General features: G+C 60.7%; 20 protein-coding genes and 1 pseudogene. 3 read left to right on the top strand and 18 right to left on the bottom strand.

Translation table 11 applies throughout. From position 1 onward, the window contains the following. Nucleotides 1-119 precede the first annotated feature (119 nt). The 10 genes and pseudogenes from KVG85_RS26360 to ubiE form a co-directional block, all read right to left on the bottom strand. Nucleotides 120-1064, bottom strand: a pseudogene (locus tag KVG85_RS26360) (methyl-accepting chemotaxis protein); the annotation flags it as partial. 332 nt (nt 1065-1396) lie between these two features. After that, nucleotides 1397-2104 carry a 16S rRNA (uracil(1498)-N(3))-methyltransferase gene (locus KVG85_RS18490; RefSeq protein WP_217864593.1) on the bottom strand — a complete coding sequence of 236 codons (708 nt, stop codon included), beginning with the start codon at nt 2102-2104 and terminating at the stop codon, nt 1397-1399. Further along, nucleotides 2101-2892 carry a twin-arginine translocase subunit TatC gene (gene tatC, locus KVG85_RS18485; protein WP_016772075.1) on the bottom strand — a complete coding sequence of 264 codons (792 nt, stop codon included), beginning with the start codon at nt 2890-2892 and terminating at the stop codon, nt 2101-2103. The genes KVG85_RS18490 and tatC overlap by 4 nt, the downstream gene beginning before the upstream one ends. Next, nucleotides 2889-3347 carry a Sec-independent protein translocase protein TatB gene (tatB, locus tag KVG85_RS18480; RefSeq protein ID WP_217864592.1) on the bottom strand — a complete coding sequence of 153 codons (459 nt, stop codon included), beginning with the start codon at nt 3345-3347 and terminating at the stop codon, nt 2889-2891. Before tatB ends, tatC begins: the two co-directional genes overlap by 4 nt. Nucleotides 3348-3357: 10 nt before the next feature. Next, nucleotides 3358-3639 (bottom strand): twin-arginine translocase TatA/TatE family subunit, encoded by a 282-nt coding sequence (locus KVG85_RS18475; protein ID WP_073471591.1) that lies wholly within the window; start codon nt 3637-3639, stop codon nt 3358-3360. 25 nt (nt 3640-3664) lie between these two features. Continuing rightward, nucleotides 3665-3997, bottom strand: coding sequence for a phosphoribosyl-ATP diphosphatase (locus KVG85_RS18470; protein ID WP_003220849.1), 333 nt, complete (start codon nt 3995-3997; stop codon nt 3665-3667). Continuing rightward, on the bottom strand, nt 3990-4391 hold the full coding sequence (hisI, locus tag KVG85_RS18465; RefSeq protein WP_007899278.1) for a phosphoribosyl-AMP cyclohydrolase: 402 nt from the start codon (nt 4389-4391) through the stop codon (nt 3990-3992). Before hisI ends, KVG85_RS18470 begins: the two co-directional genes overlap by 8 nt. 120 nt (nt 4392-4511) lie before the next feature. Next, nucleotides 4512-6116: a ubiquinone biosynthesis regulatory protein kinase UbiB gene (gene ubiB, locus KVG85_RS18460; RefSeq protein WP_217864591.1), complete on the bottom strand. Its 1605-nt coding sequence runs from the start codon at nt 6114-6116 to the stop codon at nt 4512-4514. After that, complete coding sequence (locus KVG85_RS18455) at nt 6113-6736, bottom strand: ubiquinone biosynthesis accessory factor UbiJ (protein ID WP_217864590.1); 624 nt, start codon at nt 6734-6736, stop codon at nt 6113-6115. The genes ubiB and KVG85_RS18455 overlap by 4 nt, the downstream gene beginning before the upstream one ends. Beyond that, nucleotides 6736-7506 carry a bifunctional demethylmenaquinone methyltransferase/2-methoxy-6-polyprenyl-1,4-benzoquinol methylase UbiE gene (ubiE, locus tag KVG85_RS18450; protein WP_016772069.1) on the bottom strand — a complete coding sequence of 257 codons (771 nt, stop codon included), beginning with the start codon at nt 7504-7506 and terminating at the stop codon, nt 6736-6738. Before ubiE ends, KVG85_RS18455 begins: the two co-directional genes overlap by 1 nt. Nucleotides 7507-7660: 154 nt before the next feature. Between ubiE and KVG85_RS18445 the strand changes: the two genes are divergently transcribed. The 3 genes from KVG85_RS18445 to KVG85_RS18435 all read left to right on the top strand — a co-directional run bounded on the left by KVG85_RS18445 (nt 7661) and on the right by KVG85_RS18435 (nt 9505). Further along, nucleotides 7661-7936 carry a polyhydroxyalkanoic acid system family protein gene (locus KVG85_RS18445; RefSeq protein WP_016772068.1) on the top strand — a complete coding sequence of 92 codons (276 nt, stop codon included), beginning with the start codon at nt 7661-7663 and terminating at the stop codon, nt 7934-7936. A 230-nt stretch (nt 7937-8166) separates the two neighbouring features. Then, the gene (locus KVG85_RS18440) at nt 8167-8589 is read left to right on the top strand and encodes a phasin family protein (protein WP_016772067.1); all 423 of its coding nucleotides are present in this window, start codon (nt 8167-8169) and stop codon (nt 8587-8589) included. A gap of 10 nt (nt 8590-8599) precedes the next feature. Then, a complete protein-coding gene (locus tag KVG85_RS18435; protein WP_217864589.1) occupies nt 8600-9505 on the top strand; it encodes a phasin family protein in 906 nt (301 codons plus the stop codon). Nucleotides 9506-9757: 252 nt separating this feature from the next. On the opposite strand, the gene KVG85_RS18430 is transcribed toward KVG85_RS18435, so the two are convergent. The 8 genes from KVG85_RS18430 to KVG85_RS18395 all read right to left on the bottom strand — a co-directional run bounded on the left by KVG85_RS18430 (nt 9758) and on the right by KVG85_RS18395 (nt 18573). After that, nucleotides 9758-10378 (bottom strand): TetR/AcrR family transcriptional regulator, encoded by a 621-nt coding sequence (locus tag KVG85_RS18430; RefSeq protein WP_024011259.1) that lies wholly within the window; start codon nt 10376-10378, stop codon nt 9758-9760. Between the two features lie 30 nt (nt 10379-10408). Further along, the gene (gene phaC, locus KVG85_RS18425; RefSeq protein ID WP_122751640.1) at nt 10409-12091 is read right to left on the bottom strand and encodes a class II poly(R)-hydroxyalkanoic acid synthase; all 1683 of its coding nucleotides are present in this window, start codon (nt 12089-12091) and stop codon (nt 10409-10411) included. A gap of 140 nt (nt 12092-12231) precedes the next feature. Beyond that, nucleotides 12232-13086: a poly(3-hydroxyalkanoate) depolymerase gene (gene phaZ, locus KVG85_RS18420; RefSeq protein ID WP_016772063.1), complete on the bottom strand. Its 855-nt coding sequence runs from the start codon at nt 13084-13086 to the stop codon at nt 12232-12234. A 94-nt stretch (nt 13087-13180) separates the two neighbouring features. Continuing rightward, complete coding sequence (phaC, locus tag KVG85_RS18415; protein ID WP_071174139.1) at nt 13181-14860, bottom strand: class II poly(R)-hydroxyalkanoic acid synthase; 1680 nt, start codon at nt 14858-14860, stop codon at nt 13181-13183. A gap of 257 nt (nt 14861-15117) precedes the next feature. After that, nucleotides 15118-15495 (bottom strand): gamma-butyrobetaine hydroxylase family protein, encoded by a 378-nt coding sequence (locus KVG85_RS18410; protein ID WP_217864588.1) that lies wholly within the window; start codon nt 15493-15495, stop codon nt 15118-15120. A gap of 153 nt (nt 15496-15648) precedes the next feature. Continuing rightward, nucleotides 15649-16986 carry an ATP-dependent protease ATPase subunit HslU gene (gene hslU / locus KVG85_RS18405; protein WP_016772060.1) on the bottom strand — a complete coding sequence of 446 codons (1338 nt, stop codon included), beginning with the start codon at nt 16984-16986 and terminating at the stop codon, nt 15649-15651. Between the two features lie 55 nt (nt 16987-17041). Beyond that, entirely contained in the window at nt 17042-17572 is a 531-nt protein-coding gene (hslV, locus tag KVG85_RS18400; protein WP_007968352.1) for an ATP-dependent protease subunit HslV, read from the bottom strand. 290 nt (nt 17573-17862) lie between these two features. Continuing rightward, nucleotides 17863-18573 carry an SPOR domain-containing protein gene (locus tag KVG85_RS18395; RefSeq protein ID WP_016772059.1) on the bottom strand — a complete coding sequence of 237 codons (711 nt, stop codon included), beginning with the start codon at nt 18571-18573 and terminating at the stop codon, nt 17863-17865.

Below are 18573 nucleotides of genomic sequence, written 5' to 3'. Positions count from 1 at the left end.
TCGATCTTCTGATTATTGACCCCGGCGCTGGTCTGCTCGGTCACCGCCGAGAGTTCTTCGGCGGCGCTGGCGATCTGCGTGACGCCGTCGCTGATACCGCCGATCAACTCGCGCAGGCCCTGGGTCATGCTTTGCATCGAGCGCTGCAATTGACCGAGTTCATCGCGACGCAGGGAAACCAGGTTGTGGGTCAGGTCGCCGGCGGCCACGCGCTCGGCGACTTTCAGGGTCTGGGTCAGCGGAATGATGATCTGCCGAGTGATGATCCACGCTGCCAGCAAACCGAACATCAGCGCCAACACAGTGGCGATCAGCAGCATGTTCTTGGCGTGGGCGGCGTCGGTGTCGCGCACCACGGTTTGCGATTCGGTGAGCTTCTTGCTGGCCGTGATCAGGATGTCGCCCTGAGCCGACATGCTGGCCAGTGCAGCGGCGTTCTTCACCTGCGAATCACGGAACTGAGCGACGGCGGCGCGATAGGCCTTGAGCGAGTCGGTGGCTTGCTGCAGGTTGGCGATGTGTTGCTCCGGCACGCGGGTCGGCAGGCTCTCGAGATTTTTCAGGGCGTTGTCGATAGCGGTCAGCGCCGGTTGCTCGGCATCGGCCTTGCCGCTATAGGTGTAACCGCGCACCTGATAGCGCGCCTGCTGCAACAGTTTGCTCAGCTCGATCACCGCGTTGTACTGCGCAACGCTGTCGCCTTGCAGCAGCGCACTTTCGACTTCGCCGACCTTGGCCACGGCATTATCGGCGTTGGCGCCAAGCTTGCTCCGCGCGTCTTCACGCTGGACGGTGGCCTGGGTCATTTCGCCGAAGGCGCGTTTGTATTCGGCGACCGCAGCAAGCTGTTGATCGACCATCGCCACATCGGACGGCTGCTCGATCATGCCGCGTGCCGATTGCAGACCGCTTTCGAGTTTGTTGAGCAATTCATTGACCGCGCCCGGACCCTGTTCGCCACGACGCATGTCGTAGTCCATGCGCGCCAGGCGCAGGTCTTTGGTCAACTCGTTGAGGCTGGAAATGAAGCCGAGCTTGTCGCCACGGCTGATGATGCCGCTCATGCCGGTCCAGCCGGTGAAAGTGATCAACAGCGTCAGCAACAGCACCAGGCCGAAACCGATGCCCAGCTTGCGTTTGACGCTGACGTTTCCAAGACTCTCGGCTAACCAACGGTACATGCGACCACTCCCTTCGGACCACTTGATTGGACTTATAGGGGCTGTATCGGCTGGGTGATGGCAATCTGTAACGCCACTTGTCCGCGACCGTAGAAGCTTGTAGGAGCTGACGAGTGCAACGAGGCTGCGATCTTTTGATTTTGCTTCTAAAAAAACAAGGTCAAAGGATCGCAGCCTCGTTGCACTCGACAGCTCCTACAAGGACCGCTGTCGCGCTAGAACAGGCGTGCAAGCAGGGCGGTGACGGCGGTTTCGACGCGCAGGATGCGCTCGCCCAGTTGCACCGGTTGCAGGCCGGATCTGGCCAGCAGATCGATTTCGTAGGGAATCCAGCCACCCTCGGGGCCGATGGCCAGGGTCACCGGTTCGCTCAGAGCGCGCGGGCAGGGCGGGAAGTTGCCGGGGTGGCCTACCAGGCCGAGGGTGCCCTCGGCGATCGCCGGCAAGCGATCTTCAACGAAAGGCTTGAAGCGTTTTTCGATGACGATCTCTGGCAGCACCGTATCGCGAGCCTGTTCGAGCCCGAGGATCAACTGCTCACGAATCGCTTCCGGCTCCAGAAATGGCGTCTGCCAGAAGCTTTTTTCGACGCGATAGCTGTTGACCAGAATCACCTTGGCCACACCCATGGTCGCGACGGTCTGGAACACGCGGCGGAGCATTTTCGGCCGGGGCAGGGCCAGCACCAGGGTCAGCGGCAGTTTGGCCGGCGGTGGCTGATCGAGGTTGACGCGCAGCTCCGCTTCGCCCGCTTCGAGGCGCAGCAACTCGGCCGAACCCATCAACCCGTTGATGCGCCCGACGCGCAGGCTGTCGCCGACTTCCGAACGATGCACTTCCTGCATGTGGGTCAGGCGCCGGTCGCGCAGGATCACGCGGTCGGCCGCAATGAAGTCGGCCTCTTCGAGCAGCAGCAGGTTCATGCCTGGGTCGCTGGCGGCTGGTCGTTGTGGTCGTCGGCCGGGGTTTCGTCCGGGCGTTCGCGCTTGCTGACCAGCGCGCCGAAGAGAATGCCGATCTCGAACAGCATCCACATCGGCACAGCCAGCAGGGTCTGCGAGAAGATGTCCGGCGGGGTCAGGATCATGCCGACCACGAAGCAGCCGATGATCACGTACGGGCGGATCTTCTTCAGGTATTTGACGTCGACCACGCCGATCCACACCAGCAGGACCACGGCCACCGGGATCTCGAACGCCACGCCGAAGGCGAAGAACAGCGTCATGACGAAATCGAGGTAGCTGGCGATGTCGGTCATCATTTCCACGCCGGCCGGGGTGGCAGCGGCGAAGAACTTGAAGATCAGCGGAAAAACGAAGTAATAGGCGAACGCCATGCCGATGTAGAACAGCAGGATGCTGGAGATCAGCAACGGTACCGCAACGCGTTTTTCATGCTTGTACAGGCCCGGTGCGATAAAGCCCCAGATCTGATGCAGGATCACTGGAATCGCAAGGAACAGCGAAACCATCATCGTCAGTTTCAGCGGCGTCAGGAACGGCGACGACACGTCGGTGGCGATCATCGTCGCGCCGACCGGCAGGTACTGGCGCAGCGGCGTCGAGACGAAGGTGTAGATCTGCTGGGTAAACGCGAACAGCCCGGCAAAGATAATGAAGATCGCCGCCACGCAACGCAGCAGGCGGGTGCGCAACTCGGTGAGGTGCGAAACCAGCGGCATGTGCTGGTCGTTTTCCGGAAGATCGCTCATGGGGCTCGCGGCGGCAGTGTAGGGTCTTGAGGCGCTGGTGTAGTCGGCGCGGCGGAGGGCGCTACGTGTTCAACCGATGTGTCTGTGGTAACCGGCGCCGGTCCTGGCGGTGTTACAACAGGTGCAGGTGCAGGTGCAGGTGCAGTGGGAGCGGCAGCGCTGTGAATCGTCTGCTCGCCCACAGGCTCGACCGGCGTCGGCTCCTGCTGGTTCGGATTGAAAATCTTCCGCGCCTCTTGCTCCAGCGACAGAATATGTTCGTTGTGCAGTTGCCGACGGATCTCGTCGGCACCGATTTCACGTTCAACTTCCTGTTTGATCGCGTTGAAGCTGCGCTTCAGGCGGCCGATCCACAGACCGGCGGTGCGCGCCGCGCCCGGCAGACGCTCGGGGCCGAGCACCAGCAGGGCGACGAGGCCGACGAGCAGCAGTTCAGAGAAGCTGATACCAAACATTAGTCAGTGCTCACACGTCTTTGCGGATCGGCTCTTCGACTTTCTGCGCCTGCACGTCGATGGTGTGCGGCGGGTTGGCCTGAGCGGTGGTTTGCGGCTGCACCGGTGGCACTGGCTGGGCCGGCGGGGTCACGTTCGGCTCGGCCGGTTTTTCGTCATCGTTCATGGCTTTGCGAAAACCCTTGATCGATTCGCCAACGTCGGTGCCGAGGTTTTTCAGTTTCTTGGTACCGAATACCAGCACCACGACAATCAGAATGACGACCCAGTGTTTCCAGTCAAAAATGCCCATGTGGCGATTCCTCTCTAAAAGTTGTTCAGGCGGACGGACGCGAGGCTTTCTCGACGTGTCCGGACAGGCCGAAGCGACGGTCCAGTTCATCCAGCACGGCCTGCGGATGCTGCCCCAGTTGGGCGAGCATGACCATGCTGTGGAACCACAGGTCGGCGGTCTCGTAGATCACATCACTGCAATCGCCGCTGATCGCGGCATCCTTGGCGGCAATAATGGTTTCGACCGACTCTTCGCCGACTTTCTCCAGAATCTTGTTCAGCCCCTTGTGATACAGGCTGGCGACATACGAACTGTCGGCGGCTGCGCCTTTGCGCTCTTCAAGTACCTGAGCGAGGCGGGTCAGGGTGTCACTCATGTGTGTGTCCTGCGGAATAGATAGCGTGCGGATCTTTCAGTACCGGGTCGACCGTTTTCCAGTCGCCGTTTTCGAAGACCCGGTAAAAGCAGCTTTGACGGCCGGTGTGGCAGGCGATGTCGCCGATCTGTTCAACCATCAGGATGATCACGTCGGCGTCACAGTCCAGGCGCATCTCATGCAGTGTCTGCACATGGCCGGACTCTTCGCCCTTGCGCCACAGCTTGCCACGGGAACGTGACCAGTAGATTGCACGATTTTCCGCAGCGGTCAGTTCGAGCGCTTCGCGGTTCATCCAGGCCATCATCAATACGCGCCCGGTCTTGTGATCCTGGGCAATCGCCGGCACCAGGCCGTCAGCATCCCACTTGATCTCGTCCAGCCAGTTTTTCATCTTCAATTCCTGAAAAGCAGCTTCGAGTTTCAAGCTTCAAGCTGCAAGTAAAAGCAGGTTGCGGTGTTCCGGTGTCGTCAAGCTTGCAGCTGGCAGCTTATAACTTGCAGCTGATTCGTGCTATCGGCGAACGACCAGATACAAACCGACCGCCACCATGATTCCGGCGGGCCAGTGCGCCCACTCGGTCAACGGACCACCCGCAGCGAGGATCGCGCCGCCGGCCAGATGAGCGCAGCCGAGCAGGCGCAGGAACCAGTCGTCCTTGCGTTTGCGCCACGGCGGCGGAGGGTCTTTGGCGTGGGGTTGCGACATGCGTTCGAGCAGATCGCGGGCCATGTTCGACAGGTGCGGAATCTGTTCCAGCTGGCTCTGCACGTTGCCCAGCAAGGCTTTCGGGCTGACGCGTTCGCGCATCCAGCGCTCGAGGAACGGCTGCGCGGTGTTCCACAGATCCAGATCCGGGTACAGCTGACGACCGAGGCCTTCGATGTTCAGCAAGGTCTTCTGCAACAGCACCAATTGCGGCTGCACTTCCATGTTGAAACGGCGAGCGGTCTGGAACAGGCGCATCAGCACCTGGCCAAATGAAATATCTTTTAACGGTTTTTCGAAGATCGGTTCGCACACCGTACGGATCGCCGCTTCGAATTCGTTGAGTTTGGTTTCCGCCGGCACCCACCCCGAATCGATGTGCAACTGCGCCACACGGCGGTAGTCACGCTTGAAGAAGGCGAACAGGTTGCGCGCCAGATAATCCTGGTCTTCCGGGGTCAGGCTGCCGACGATGCCGCAGTCGATCGCGATGTATTGCGGGCTCCACGGATTGACCGTGCTGACGAAAATGTTGCCCGGGTGCATGTCGGCGTGGAAGAAGCTGTCGCGGAACACTTGCGTGAAGAAAATCTCCACGCCGCGCTCGGCGAGCATTTTCATGTCGGTGCGCTGGTCGGCGAGGGTCGCCAGATCGGTGACCTGGATGCCGTAGATGCGCTCCATCACCAGCACTTTCGGCCGGCACCAGTCCCAATAGACTTGCGGCACGTACAGCAACTGCGAGCCTTCGAAGTTGCGGCGCAACTGGCTGGCGTTGGCCGCCTCGCGCAACAGATCGAGTTCGTCGTAAATGGTCTTTTCGTAATCCTGCACCACATCGACCGGGTGCAGCAGGCGCGCGTCAGCGGAGAATTTTTCCGCCGCGCGGGCGAGGATGAACAGCCATGCCAGATCCTGCGCGATGATCGGTTTCAGGCCCGGGCGAATGACCTTGACCACGACTTCTTCGCCGCTTTTGAGCTGCGCCGCATGCACCTGCGCCACCGAGGCCGAGGCCAGCGGGGCGACGTCGAAACGGCTGAACACTTCGCTGATTTTCTTGCCCAGCTGTTCTTCGATCAGCTTGATCGACACCTGCGAATTGAACGGCGGCACGCGGTCCTGCAGCAGCATCAGCTCATCGGCGATGTCTTCCGGCAACAGGTCGCGGCGGGTCGAAAGAATCTGCCCGAACTTGATGAAGATCGGCCCCAGATCCTGCAACGCCAGACGCAAGCGCGCACCACGGTTGAGTTCCAGCGGCTTGCGCGGCAGCCAGCGCCACGGCAGCAAAAAGCGCACGGCCAGAAGGAACCAGGGCAGTGGCAGATCGAACAGCAGGTCATCGAGGCGGTAGCGGATCACGACGCGCTGGATGCGCAACAGACGGCGGACGGCAAGCAGCTTCATGCGTTATCGCTTGGGTCGAGGGATCGGGAAAGGCGCTCGAAACGCGCCTCGAGTCGTTCCAGATCAAGTTTGATCCGGTCCAGTTCGCTGAATCGCGCTTCCGCTTCGCGCTGCCCGACGAGGGTGCGCGATTCTTCGGCGAGGTATTCGGCAAGATTCTGGTTGAGGCTGGCAAATCCTTGTTGATACCAGCGCGCGCGGCTGCGCAGGTGACCACCGAGCAATTGCGTGGCGACCGGACCGAGCCAGCGCGAGAGTTCGTACTCCCAGTCCAGCTCAAGATCCTGCAGTACGCCGGCCAGCTCCAGCAACACACCGCTGTCGCCATCGAGCTCGACTTCCGGTGCGTGCAGCACGGCGGTCTTGTCTTTGCTCAGGGCCAGTTTCACCAGGCTTGAGGCCGGTGCGCGCAACGTGCAATCGACGTCCGCCGCCCACTGCGATGCGAGCATCAGTCCTTCGTCACTGGGCAGTATGAACAATTGCAGCGCCGGGCTGCGGCAGTCGACGGCAATCACCTTGCCGGCCAAATGCGCCAGGCGCGGCAGCGCCGTGCTGTCGAGACGCAGCACCCGGATGAGGCCGAGTTCGACGCTGGCGAGCAGCCCGGTGAGCAACATCAGGGTTTGATGCCGCGGTGCAGGGCGACGATGCCTGCGGTCATGTTGTGATAGGTCACGCGGTCGAAACCGGCCTCGACCATCATCGACTTCAGGGTTTCCTGATTCGGGTGCATGCGGATCGATTCGGCCAGGTAGCGATAGCTTTCCGAATCGTTGGTGATCAGCTTGCCCATCAGCGGCATGAAGGCGAACGAGTAGGCGTCGTAGGCTTTCGACATCAGTGCGTTGGTCGGCTTGGAAAACTCCAGCACCAGCAGGCGTCCGCCGGGCTTGAGTACGCGCAGCATCGAACGCAACGCGTCTTCTTTGTGCGTTACGTTGCGCAGGCCGAAGGCGATGGTCACGCAGTCGAAATGGTTGTCCGGGAACGGCAGTTTTTCCGCGTCGGCCTGGACGAATTCGACGTTGCCGGCAACGCCCAGATCGAGCAGGCGATCACGCCCGACCTTGAGCATCGACTCGTTGATGTCGGCCAGCACGACCTGGCCGGTCGGGCCGACGAGGTTCGAGAACTTGCGGGTCAGGTCGCCGGTGCCACCAGCGATGTCGAGCACGCGGTTGCCACTGCGCACGCCGGAAAGCTCGATCGCGAATCGCTTCCACAGACGGTGCATGCCGCCCGACAGAAGGTCGTTCATCAGGTCGTATTTAGCGGCTACGGAATGGAAAACCTCAGCGACTTTTTCCGCTTTCTGGCTTTCCGGAACGTTTTTGAAGCCGAAGTGAGTGGTGGGTTCGGCATCGCTGCCTTTGCGCTGATCAGTCATATCGCTGTCACCAAAAGAGAATGCGCGACATTCTAATCCTCAAGCCATGCTTTGTCTTGGAATGGCTAAAGGTAAGATGGGCAACCTTCGGGACGATTTGCCGCAGATGCGGTCAAGATTCAACGTCAGCCATTCAATCATCAGGAGTCATTCCATGGCCAAAATCAGTGTTGAGCGCGCCCACACTCTGGGCAAGGACGCCGCCCGCGAAAAGGCCGACAAACTGGCCAAAAAGCTCAATGAACAATACGGCCTGGAGCCGCAATGGTCGGGCGACACCCTGAACCTCAAACGCTCGGGCGTGAAAGGTGAAGTGCATGTGGCGGACGATTCGATCAGGGTCGACGTCGAACTGGGCCTGATGATGTCGGCCATGAGCGGCATGATCAAAGCCGAGATCGAGAAAGCCCTAGACAAAGCCCTCGCCTGATTTCCAGATTGAAATCCAGTCCCCTGTGGGAGCGAGCCTGCTCGCGAAAGCGGTCTTTCAGTCAAATTATCCGTGACTGACAAACCGCTTTCGCGAGCAGGCTCGCTCCCACATTTGTTTAGTGATGCTCCCGCTGGTTAGGGTGCCCTTTCTAATTTTTCTCCCTACTTTGTGCCTGAGCCCGACACTCGTCCGGCAGTTCCTCAAACCTTCTGCGCGTGAGGTGCACCATGGCCAAAGTCATTTTGAAGAAAAAAATCGACGCTCCGACTTCCACTCTGAGCGACGTCAAATCCTATGCCCGCAAGATCTGGCTGGCAGGCCTGGGCGCCTACACCAAGGTCGGCCAGGAGGGCAGCGAGTACTTTCAAGAACTCGTAGCCGCCGGTCAAACTGTTGAAAAGAAAGGCAAAAAAGCCGTCAGCGAAAAACTCCTCGCGGCCAACGCCGAGATCGATGACGCGGCCACCCAGGTCAGCTCGTTCAAGGGTCGCGTTGAAGTTCAGCTCGACAAGGTCGAGAAGGCCTTCGACAACCGTGTGGCCAGCGCCTTGAATCGGATCGGCATTCCGTCTAAACATGACGTTGAGGCACTCTCTGCTAAGCTCGATGAGCTGACGGCATTGCTCGAACGCGTCGCGCGAAAATCTTAAGGAGAACGGGATGGCTGGCAAAAAGAACACCGATAAAGAAAGCAGCTCGTGGGTCGGGAAGGTCGAGTCCTACTCCCGCAAAATCTGGCTGGCTGGTTTAGGCGTGTACTCGAAGATCGACACTGACGGCAGCAAACTCTTCGATGCATTGGTCAAAGACGGCGAGAAAGCCGAGAAGCTCACCAAGACTGCCGTCGGCAAGAAAGTCGAGGACTCGACCTCTTCGGCCAAGTCGCGCATCAGCGGCGTGAAAGACCGCGCCATGGGCAAGTGGGACGAGCTGGAAGGCGCTTTCGACAAGCGCCTGAACAGCGCGATTTCGCGCCTGGGTGTGCCGAGCCGCAATGAGGTGAAGGCGCTCAACGCCAAGGTCGATACGCTGACCAAACAGATCGAAAAACTCACCGGTCTGAAAGCTCAGCCTGTGGCGGCGAAAACCGCTGCGGCGAAACCTGCCACTAAAACTGCAGCGGCCAAACCTGCGGCGAAAACCGCAGTCAGGCCACTGGCCAAAGCGGCGGCCAAACCGGCTGCGAAAGCTGCGGCCAAAACTGCAGCCGCCAAGCCTGCGGCCAAAGCTTCAGCCAAACCGGTTGCCGCCAAAGCCGCTGCCAAACCGGCAACCAAAGCGGCAGCAAAACCTGCGGCTAAAGCTGCAGCGAAACCAGCGGCCAAGCCAGCAGCGAAAAGTGCTGCCGCCAAACCCGCTGCGAAGCCTGCGGCCAAACCGGCTGCGGCGAAAAAGCCGGCAGTGAAAAAACCGGCCGCGCCGAAAGCCGCTGCGCCGAAACCGGCCGCCGCACCATCGACTGCTCCAACAGCTCCGGCCAACGCGGCAAACTCCGCTGCGGCACCTACGGCAGCCGCTACCCCGACTGCACCATCGACACCGTCGACGCCATCCAGTCAGTCCTGATTGCAGGGCAAATAAAACGCCCGGCCTGTGAAGGTCGGGCGTTTTTGTTTGTGCATTCCAAGCGGCCCCTCACCCCAGCCCTCTCCCCAGGGAGAGGGAGCCGACCGAGGTGTCCTGCGTCATACATCGACCTGAACCAATCGAGTCGATTATCGATTCAAAGAAGCTCGCTCAGGTCGGCGTAGCTCGCGAACATCCCCCAATCAGTCCCCTCTCCCTCCGGGAGAGGGTTAGGGTGAGGGGCTTTTCGGGTCAGTCGTGATCCTCAAGGTATTGCAGCGCCATCCGCTCTGTCGCCACCTTCACTGGCGGCAGCAAATGCGGCGCCACCAGCATCATGATCTGATAAACCACCAACCTGACCTCTCCCTCACGATCAAGAATCCGCTGGTAATCCAGCGAGAACAGCAGCGTCATGGTCACCTGCTCCACCAGTTGCCCCAAGGCCTGGGTATCGCTGACCAGTTGCCCCGAAGCCTTCAATCGCGCCAGCAACGACGCCAGCGTCCGCTTCAGCGCATTGAGCAGATTGCGAATCCCCTTGGCCAGTTTCGGCAAGCGCCCGGCGAGGTTCGACAGGTCCTGGAACAGGAACCGGTATTGCGCCAGGCGCTCGACGATCAAATGCAAGAACAACCAGTAATCCTCCGGTGCAAGCTCCACGTCCGGCGGCGGGTCGAGCAGGGGCGCGAGCTCGTGCTGGAAGCGTTCGAACAGGCCGAGAATCAGCGGTTCTTTACCGTGGAAGTGGTAGTAGAGATTGCCCGGGCTGATCCCCATTTCGTTGGCCACCTCCATGGTGGAAACGTTCGGCTCACCCTTTTCGTTGAACAGTTGCAGTGCACATTCGAGAATCCGGTCGCGGGTTTTCATCCAGTCTTCTTAGAAAATTTCGGTTGAGCGTCAGCGCACATGCACATAGGTGCCGGGTGCCGCTTCCATCGGTGGATAGTTCGGGTTACCCAGTGTTGTGCGGGTCTCGTTAAGGGCGCCGGAGCGCTGCGCGACCCATTCCAGCCACTGCGGCCACCAGCTGCCGTCGACGTGTCTGGCATCGTAGTACCAGGCACGCGGGTCGCTGCTCAGTTTGGCGTTTTCGACGTAGGCAGCTTTCGGGTTGCTCGGCGGGTTGAGGATGCTCTGCACGTGGCCGCTGTTGGACAGCACGAAACGTCGCTCGCCACCGAGCAGCAGGGTCGAGCGATACACCGCGTCCCATGGCGTGATGTGGTCGTTCATGCCGGCGACGCTGAAGCTGTCGACATTGACCTTCTGCAGATCGATCGGCGTACCGCACACTTCTAGACCGCCCGCGTGGATCAGCGGGTTGTGCTTGAAGAAGTCCAGCAGATCGCCGTGCAGCGCCGCTGGCAGGCGGGTGTTGTCGTTGTTCCAGTAGAGGATGTCGAAGGCTGGCGGCTCCTTGCCCAGCAGGTAGTTGTTGACGAAGTAACTCCAGATCAAATCGTTGGGACGCATCCAGGCGAAGACCTTGGCCATGTCGCGTCCATCGAGCACGCCTTTCTGATACGAGCGACGCTTGGCAGCTTCCAGTGTTTGTTCATCGGCAAACAGCGTCGCCGGAGTTTCGATCTGGCTGTCGAGCAGACTGACCAGATAGGTCGCGCTGGCAACCCGGCGCAGTTGCCGTTTGGCCTGCAAGTGCCCTTGCAGGGCGGCGATGGTCAGGCCGCCGGCGCAGGCGCCCATCAGGTTGACTTCGCGGGCGCCGGTAATCGCCCGGCAGATATTCATCGCTTCTTCGACCGCTTCGACGTAACTCGACAAGCCCCACTCGCGATGGCGCACATCCGGGTTGCGCCAGCTGATCATGAAAGTCTGCAGGCTGTTTTTCAGGGCGTACTGGACGAAGCTGTTCTGCGGGCTCAGATCGAAAATGTAGTACTTGTTGATTTGCGGCGGCACCACCAGCAAGGGCTTGGCGTACTGCTTTTCGCTCATCGATTTGTACTGGATCAACTCGAACATTTCATTGCGAAACACCACAGCCCCAGTGGTAGTCGCTACGGTTTTGCCGACCTCGAACGCCTGCTTGGTCACTTGCCGTGGCAGGCCGTCGTTGTGCAACAGATCATCGAACAGATGGCTCAGGCCACGCACCAGACTCTGCCCGCCGGAATTGAACAGCTCCTTGACCGCCAGCGGATTGAGCAGGGTGTTGGAGGGCGCCACGGCGTCATTGAGCAGGGTGAAAGCGAAGTGCGCACGGGCACGATCTTCAGGGCTCATGTCGCCTTCATCGATCCAGCTCTTGACCTGTTTCTGCCAGGCCAGATACGCCTGCAGGCTGCGCCGGTAGAACGGGTTGAGGCTCCACGCCGGATCGGCGAAGCGGCTGTCTTGCGGATTGGTCGGGTGCAGGGTTTCGCCGAGCAGCACGCGCCCCAACTGTCCGCCAAGCTTCAGCGCATGCTTTGCGCTGTGCAACGGATTGCGCAAGCCGTGGGCGGCGACGCTGCGCAGTGTCGACAGCAGATCCCTGCCACGCAGACCGGCGATCGCACTTTGGGCGTTGATAAACACGGCGGGGCTGGGCACCACGCCCGTCGCTGGTTTTTCGCGCATGACTCAACACTCCTTCGTCTTCAGGGCAAAAACACACTCACCGAACCAGAACACCATAGACGCTGTTACCGGTTGCTGCCTGCGCGGCGTCCTGCCGCGCGCTTGATTTGAAAAGTGCTGCATAAAGCAGGCCGCCGCGATCAGCCGCCGAGCGGGGTCGGATGCGGGTGCATGACTGCGCGCAGACGCTCCTCTTCGAGAAACTTCATGATGATCGGCGCCACCGCTTCGGCGCGGGTAATCAGGAACAGATGGCCGTCATCGATGATGTGCAACTGCGCGTTGGGAATGCGCCAGGCGAGCATGCGCATGTTGATCAGCGGAATCAGTGGGTCGTCATCGCCGGCCAGCACCAGCGTCGGCTGATGGATCTTGTGCAGCCAGTGGATGCTGGTCCAGCCGAGGCCTGCGAACAGCTGCCAGTAGTAACCGAGCTTGCCCGCCGAGCGCACTTTCGCCGCATGGCTGGCAGCCAGCGTCGGATCGCGGCGGAACGAGCCGCCGTAGATCATCGGCGCGATGCGAATCACATGGGATGGCTGGATGTAGCGGCGCGGGCTGGCCATCATCCACAGTACTTTCGGTTTGCCGGGGACCATCACCGCACCGGCCGCGGTCGCCGCCAGTACCAGTTTCTTGCAGCGCTCGGGGTAGTCGTAGGCAAACTGCTGCGCCAGGGCGCCGCCCCACGAGACGCCGATCACATTGACCTGACCGTAGTCGAGATAGTCGAGCATCCGCGCCGTCAGTTTGGCCAGGCCGGGGAAGCGATACGGCCGGTTGGGCGTCGACGACCCGCCGACCCCGGGTACGTCGAAGGCGATCACTTCCAGATCCGGGTCGAGCGCTGCGACAAACGGAAACACCAGCTCCAGGTTGGCGCCGATGCCGTTGAAAATCAGCAGAGGCGTCAAATGAGGCTTGCCGGGACGCACCGCCGTGCGGAGGGTCTGGCCATCCAGATCGACGGTGCGGAATATGAACGGTTGCGGCATGGGTCAAACCCTTCGGGTCAGTTGGGAGCAGCTGCAAGCCGCAAGCTTCAAGCAGAACCCGCTCAGCTTGTCGCTCGCAGCTTGAAACTTGCCGCTATCTCTCATGTACGTAAGTGCCCGGCGAAGCCTCGCCTGCCGGGTACGCTTTGTTGCCCAGTTTCGTCGGGGCCTTTTTCAGGTTGCCCGAGCGTTCGGCCAGCCATGCCTGCCAGTACAGCCACCAGGAATCGGTATGTTTGGTCGAGTTTTCCTGCCAGTCATCGGCGGTCGGCGCCATCTCTTCGCCGGTCATGTAGCGCGACTTCGGATTGCCCGGCGGGTTGAGGATGCTCTGGATATGGCCGCTGCTCGACAGCACGAATTCGACTTTGCCGCCGAACAGCTGCGCCGACTTGTAGCAGGACTTCCACGGCGTGATGTGGTCGTTGGTGCCGGCCAGCGAGAAGATGTCGGCGGTGACCTGCTTGAGGTCGATCGGCGTGCCGCACACTTCCAGTGCATTGGGGCGGATCAGTGGATTGTTTTTGAACATCTCGATCAGGTCGCCGTGGAACGCAGCGGGCAGGCGAGTGGTGTCGTTGTTCCAGAACAGGATGTCGAACACCGGCGGCTCGTTGCCGAGCAGGTAGTTGTTGACCCAGTAGTTCCAGATCAGATCGTTGGGGCGCATCCAGGCGAAGACCTTGGCCATGTCTTTGCCTTCGAGCACGCCGGCCTGGTAGGAGTGGCGCTTGGCGGTCTCCAGGGTCTGCTCGTCGACGAACAGGGCGACGTCGCTGTCCAGGGTGGTGTCGAGCACGCTGACCAGCAGGGTGAGGGCGTTGACCTTGTTCTCGCCGAGCGCGGCGTAGTGGCCGAGCAGGGCGGTGCAGGTGATGCCGCCGGAACAGGCGCCGAGCATGTTGACGTCTTTGCTGCCGGTGATCGCGGTGACCACGTCGACCGCTTCCTTCAGCGCTTCGATATACGTCGACAGGCCCCACTCGCGCTGGGCCTTGGTCGGGTTGCGCCAGCTGATGATGAAGGTCGGCACATTGTTGCGCAGGCAGAAGCGCGCCAGGCTCTTGTCCGGGCTCAAGTCGAAAACGTAGAACTTGTTGATCTGCGGCGGCACTACCAGCAGCGGGCGCTCGTGGACCTGCTCGGTGATCGGCCGGTACTGGATCAGCTCCAGCACATCATTGCGGAACACCACAGCACCTTCGGTGACGCCGAGGCTCTTGCCGACCTCGAACGCGCCCATGTTGACCTGGCTTGGCATGCCGCCGTTGTGCACCAGATCCTTGGCCAGATGCGAGAGGCCATCGAGCAGGCTCTTGCCGCCGGTTTCGAAGAAGCGTTTGACCGCCGCCGGATTGGCCGCCGTATTGGTCGGCGCCATGGCTTCGGTCATCAGGTTGATGACGAAATGGCCGCGAGCGATGTCTTTGGGGGACAGGCTGCTGTCATCAATCCAGGCATGCAGTTCCTTGCGCCAGGCCAGGTAGGTTTGCAGATAACGTTTGTATAGCGGGTTCTGGCTCCACGCCGGGTCGGCAAAGCGGCGGTCATCACCGGCCGGTTGCAGCGCGGATTTTCCCAGCAGCACGTTCTTCAGCTCGAGGCCGAAATGGGTCACGTGCCTGACGCTGTGAATCGGTTGTCTGATGGCCTGTTTCAGCACCATTCGAGCAGAGGCCAGCAGATCCTTTCCGCGCAGCCCGACGACGGGGTTAAGCCCCAGAGTGTTTTCCGAGGCTTGGTACTTCAGGTCATCGTTATTCTTGTCACTCATCTACGACGCTCCATTGTCCTGAGACGAGTACCCGGTTTCACGCTGTCGCTTCCACAGCCAATGCCGGGTACTACTGCTCGGGTGACCGTTGATTCTGCATAGCTGCTTTACAGTCGTAGAGCACTGCAGGGAACTTGCCAGCTCCATTGGTTACCCGAGTTTAATTTTTTTCGCAAGCGGCCGATCCGGGGCCGTATGCGCGGAGCATTCAAACAGATGAAGTTAGAAAATGCCCTCTAAAGAGCAAGAGCCACGGCCTAGAGCATCAGCTTGACGAACGACTCGTTCGGATCGCGGGATTTTCCGGCAGCGCGCAGCTCGGCAAGATAATCGTCCCAGAGTTCGTTCTGGCGCTTGCCGAGTTCGTAGAGGTATTCCCAAGTGAACAGGCCGCTGTCGTGACCGTCGTCGAAGGTCAGTTTCAGTGCATAGTTGCCAGCCGGTTCCAGCTTGCTCAGACCCACGTTGAGCTTGCCGAATTGCAGGATCGGTTTGCCGTGGCCCTGGACCTCGGCGGAGGGAGAGTGCACGCGCAGAAACTCGGCGGGCAGAGTGTATTCCTCGCCGGACGCGTAAGTGAGCGTCAGGGTTTTCGAGGCTTTGTGCAGTTTGATGTCGGTGGGGATTCGATTCATGGGCTGGCGTCCGATGTGTGGGCGGCCCTGATTCAAATGTGGGAGCGAGCCTGCTCGCGAAAGCGGTGGGTCAGACGGCATTGATACCGCCTGACACGACCTCTTCGCGAGCAGGCTCGCTCCCACAGGGTCCGCTACCGCTGTAAGTATGGCTTACAGGATATAACGGGACAGATCTTCGTTCTGCGCCAATTCGCCGAGGTGGCTGTTGACGTAGTCGGCGTCGATCAGAATCGCCTTGTCATCGTGGGCGCTGGCCAGGTCGCCGGCACTGAACGACACCTCTTCGAGCAGGCGCTCGAGCAGGGTGTGCAGGCGACGGGCACCGATGTTCTCGGTTTTCTCGTTGACCTGCCAGGCGATCTCCGCCAGACGCTTGATGCCCTCGGGCTGGAACTGGATGTTCAGGCCTTCGGTCTTCAGCAGCGCGCAGTATTGCTCGGTGAGCGAGGCGTGCGGTTCGCTGAGGATGCGTTCGAAGTCTTCCGGGCTCAGCGCCTTGAGCTCGACGCGGATCGGCAGACGGCCTTGCAGCTCCGGCACCAGATCGCTTGGCTTGCTCAGGTGGAACGCACCGGAGGCGATGAACAGGATGTGATCAGTCTTGACCATGCCCAGTTTGGTGTTAACGGTGCAGCCCTCGATCAGCGGCAGCAGGTCGCGCTGTACGCCTTCGCGGGAGACATCGGCGCCGCCGACATTGCCGCGCTTGGCGACCTTGTCGATCTCGTCGATGAAGACGATACCGTGCTGCTCGACCGCTTCCAGCGCCTTGGCCTTCAGCTCTTCTTCGTTGACCAGGCGCCCGGCTTCTTCATCGCGCACCAGTTTCAGCGCTTCCTTGACCTTGAGCTTGCGCGACTTCTTCTTGCCCTTGCCCATGTTGGCAAACAGCGATTGCAGCTGGTTGGTCATCTCTTCCATGCCTGGCGGCGTGGCGATTTCGATGCCGGAGACTTCGGCGACTTCGATCTCGATTTCCTTGTCGTCCAACTGGCCTTCGCGCAGGCGCTTGCGGAACAGCTGACGGGTGTTGGAATCGGAGCTCGGCGCTTCTTCGTTGCTGAAGCCCATGCGTGCCGGCGGCAGCAACGCGTCGAGGATGCGATCCTCGGCGGCGTCTTCGGCGCGGTGGCGTACGCGGGTCATTTCCTGCTCGCGGAGCATCTTGATCGCGGCATCGGCCAGATCACGGATGATCGACTCGACGTCACGGCCGACATAACCGACTTCGGTGAATTTGGTCGCTTCGACCTTGATGAACGGCGCATTGGCCAGTTTCGCCAGGCGACGGGCGATCTCGGTTTTACCGACACCGGTCGGGCCGATCATCAGGATGTTCTTCGGGGTCACCTCAACGCGCAGCTCTTCAGGCAGCTGCATGCGGCGCCAGCGGTTGCGCAGGGCAATCGCGACGGCGCGCTTGGCATCGTCCTGGCCGATGATATGGCGGTTGAGTTCGTGGACGATTTCGCGGGGAGTCATGGACATAGTAATTGACGGTCCTCAAGCAGAAACAAGCCGTGGCACATGGGCCGCAACAGGCTTATTCAGCGAGATCCTGCTCCTCAATGGTCTGGGTGTGGTTGGTGAATACGCAGATGTCGCCAGCGATGCCGAGAGCGGTTTCGACGATCTCGCGCGCCGACAGGTCGGTCTTTTTCAGCAGGGCGCTGGCGGCGGCTTGCGCGTAGGCGCCGCCGGAACCCATGGCGATCAGGCCATCTTCGGGTTCGACCACGTCACCGTTGCCGGTGATGATCAGCGAGGCATCCTTGTTGGCAACCGCGAGCATCGCTTCGAGGCGGCTCAGGGAGCGGTCGGTGCGCCATTCTTTGGCGAGTTCGACGGCGGCGCGGATCAGGTGACCCTGATGTTTCTCGAGCTGGCCTTCGAAACGTTCGAACAGGGTGAAGGCGTCGGCGGTGGCACCGGCGAAACCGGCGATGACCTGGCCGTGGTACAGGCGACGAACCTTTTTGGCGTTGCCTTTCATCACGGTGTTGCCGAGAGAAACCTGGCCGTCGCCGCCCATGACGACTTTGCCGTGGCGGCGGACTGAAACGATGGTGGTCAAGGGAAGAGTCTCCACGCAGCGGGGCGAAAATGCCTTATGCCCATTCATATGGGGGTGCTGGAGGGGATTTCAACCGGTAGGGGCGATGGGAGACGAATGGTGTGTGTGATGACTGTGGCGAGGGGATTTATCCCCGTTCGGCTGCGAAGCAGTCGCGAAACCATCATTTGCGGTATGCCTGCGGCACTGCAATGGCTGGTTTCAGGGCTGCTCCGCAGCCAAACGGGGATAAATCCCCTCGCCACAAAGTTTGAAGGTCACCTGCAAGTTGCAGCTGACCTCTGGGAGCCTTAGCGGCTCTGGCGTTGTTGTAACAACAGGTTGCTGAAGCCGGCGCCCGCCAGTTGTTTCTGCGCCGTGGTCAGTTGTTCACGGTTGCTGAACGGGCCGACCAAGACGCGGTACCAGGTTTCATCCTTGACCGTGCCGGACTCCACCGCGACGGCTTGGCCGAGCAGAATGATCTGCGCACGCACCTTGTCAGCATCGGTTTCCTTGCGGAACGAACCGGCCTGGAGGAAGAACTTGGTCACTGGCGCGGCCTTGCTCACGGGTGGCGCTGGCGGCGGCGTGATCCCGGCAAGAGCCGCTTGAGCCCGTGCGGTGTCGATCTTCGCCGCTTCGGCCGGGGTTACCGGCGTGGTCGGGATGGCCGGCACTTGCGGCGTTGGCAGGGTCTTCTCCGGCACCGCGTCCGGCGGCACGATCACTTCCGATTCCGGCAGCAGGGTGTAGAAGTCGTACTTCGGCTTCACCGGTTGCGTCGGGCTCGGTGGAGTCTTGTTGGCCTCGGCGATCTTCGACGCTTTCTGCTGCTGTTCGACTTTCTCGCGCTTGACCGTGTCGCTGCCCTTGCCCGGTTCCAGTTTCATCAGAAACACGATGAACGCGCCGACGGTCAGGCCGATGGCCATCCACAGCCAGCCCGGAATCGGTTGTTTCGCCGGGGCCTGATAGCGGCTGGCGCCGCGTTTGGGTGCAGGTTTTTTCTTGGCAGCCAA

It is taken from the genome of Pseudomonas triticicola (genome assembly GCF_019145375.1).
Classification (GTDB): Bacteria; Pseudomonadota; Gammaproteobacteria; order Pseudomonadales; family Pseudomonadaceae; genus Aquipseudomonas; species Aquipseudomonas triticicola.
The sequence above is the reverse complement of the archived record's forward strand: the minus strand, read 5'-3'. Positions and strand labels throughout refer to the sequence as shown.

What these genes read in the sequence shown, in the direction of transcription:
- KVG85_RS18490 (WP_217864593.1), bottom strand. Translation starts at nt 2,104, where the DNA reads ATGAACCTGCTGCTGCTCGAAGAGGCCGACTTCATTGCGGCCGACCGC.
- tatC (WP_016772075.1), bottom strand. Translation starts at nt 2,892, where the DNA reads ATGAGCGATCTTCCGGAAAACGACCAGCACATGCCGCTGGTTTCGCAC.
- tatB (WP_217864592.1), bottom strand. Translation starts at nt 3,347, where the DNA reads ATGTTTGGTATCAGCTTCTCTGAACTGCTGCTCGTCGGCCTCGTCGCC.
- KVG85_RS18475 (WP_073471591.1), bottom strand. Translation starts at nt 3,639, where the DNA reads ATGGGCATTTTTGACTGGAAACACTGGGTCGTCATTCTGATTGTCGTG.
- KVG85_RS18470 (WP_003220849.1), bottom strand. Translation starts at nt 3,997, where the DNA reads ATGAGTGACACCCTGACCCGCCTCGCTCAGGTACTTGAAGAGCGCAAA.
- hisI (WP_007899278.1), bottom strand. Translation starts at nt 4,391, where the DNA reads ATGAAAAACTGGCTGGACGAGATCAAGTGGGATGCTGACGGCCTGGTG.
- ubiB (WP_217864591.1), bottom strand. Translation starts at nt 6,116, where the DNA reads ATGAAGCTGCTTGCCGTCCGCCGTCTGTTGCGCATCCAGCGCGTCGTG.
- KVG85_RS18455 (WP_217864590.1), bottom strand. Translation starts at nt 6,736, where the DNA reads ATGTTGCTCACCGGGCTGCTCGCCAGCGTCGAACTCGGCCTCATCCGG.
- ubiE (WP_016772069.1), bottom strand. Translation starts at nt 7,506, where the DNA reads ATGACTGATCAGCGCAAAGGCAGCGATGCCGAACCCACCACTCACTTC.
- KVG85_RS18445 (WP_016772068.1), top strand. Translation starts at nt 7,661, where the DNA reads ATGGCCAAAATCAGTGTTGAGCGCGCCCACACTCTGGGCAAGGACGCC.
- KVG85_RS18440 (WP_016772067.1), top strand. Translation starts at nt 8,167, where the DNA reads ATGGCCAAAGTCATTTTGAAGAAAAAAATCGACGCTCCGACTTCCACT.
- KVG85_RS18435 (WP_217864589.1), top strand. Translation starts at nt 8,600, where the DNA reads ATGGCTGGCAAAAAGAACACCGATAAAGAAAGCAGCTCGTGGGTCGGG.
- KVG85_RS18430 (WP_024011259.1), bottom strand. Translation starts at nt 10,378, where the DNA reads ATGAAAACCCGCGACCGGATTCTCGAATGTGCACTGCAACTGTTCAAC.
- phaC (WP_122751640.1), bottom strand. Translation starts at nt 12,091, where the DNA reads ATGCGCGAAAAACCAGCGACGGGCGTGGTGCCCAGCCCCGCCGTGTTT.
- phaZ (WP_016772063.1), bottom strand. Translation starts at nt 13,086, where the DNA reads ATGCCGCAACCGTTCATATTCCGCACCGTCGATCTGGATGGCCAGACC.
- phaC (WP_071174139.1), bottom strand. Translation starts at nt 14,860, where the DNA reads ATGAGTGACAAGAATAACGATGACCTGAAGTACCAAGCCTCGGAAAAC.
- KVG85_RS18410 (WP_217864588.1), bottom strand. Translation starts at nt 15,495, where the DNA reads ATGAATCGAATCCCCACCGACATCAAACTGCACAAAGCCTCGAAAACC.
- hslU (WP_016772060.1), bottom strand. Translation starts at nt 16,986, where the DNA reads ATGTCCATGACTCCCCGCGAAATCGTCCACGAACTCAACCGCCATATC.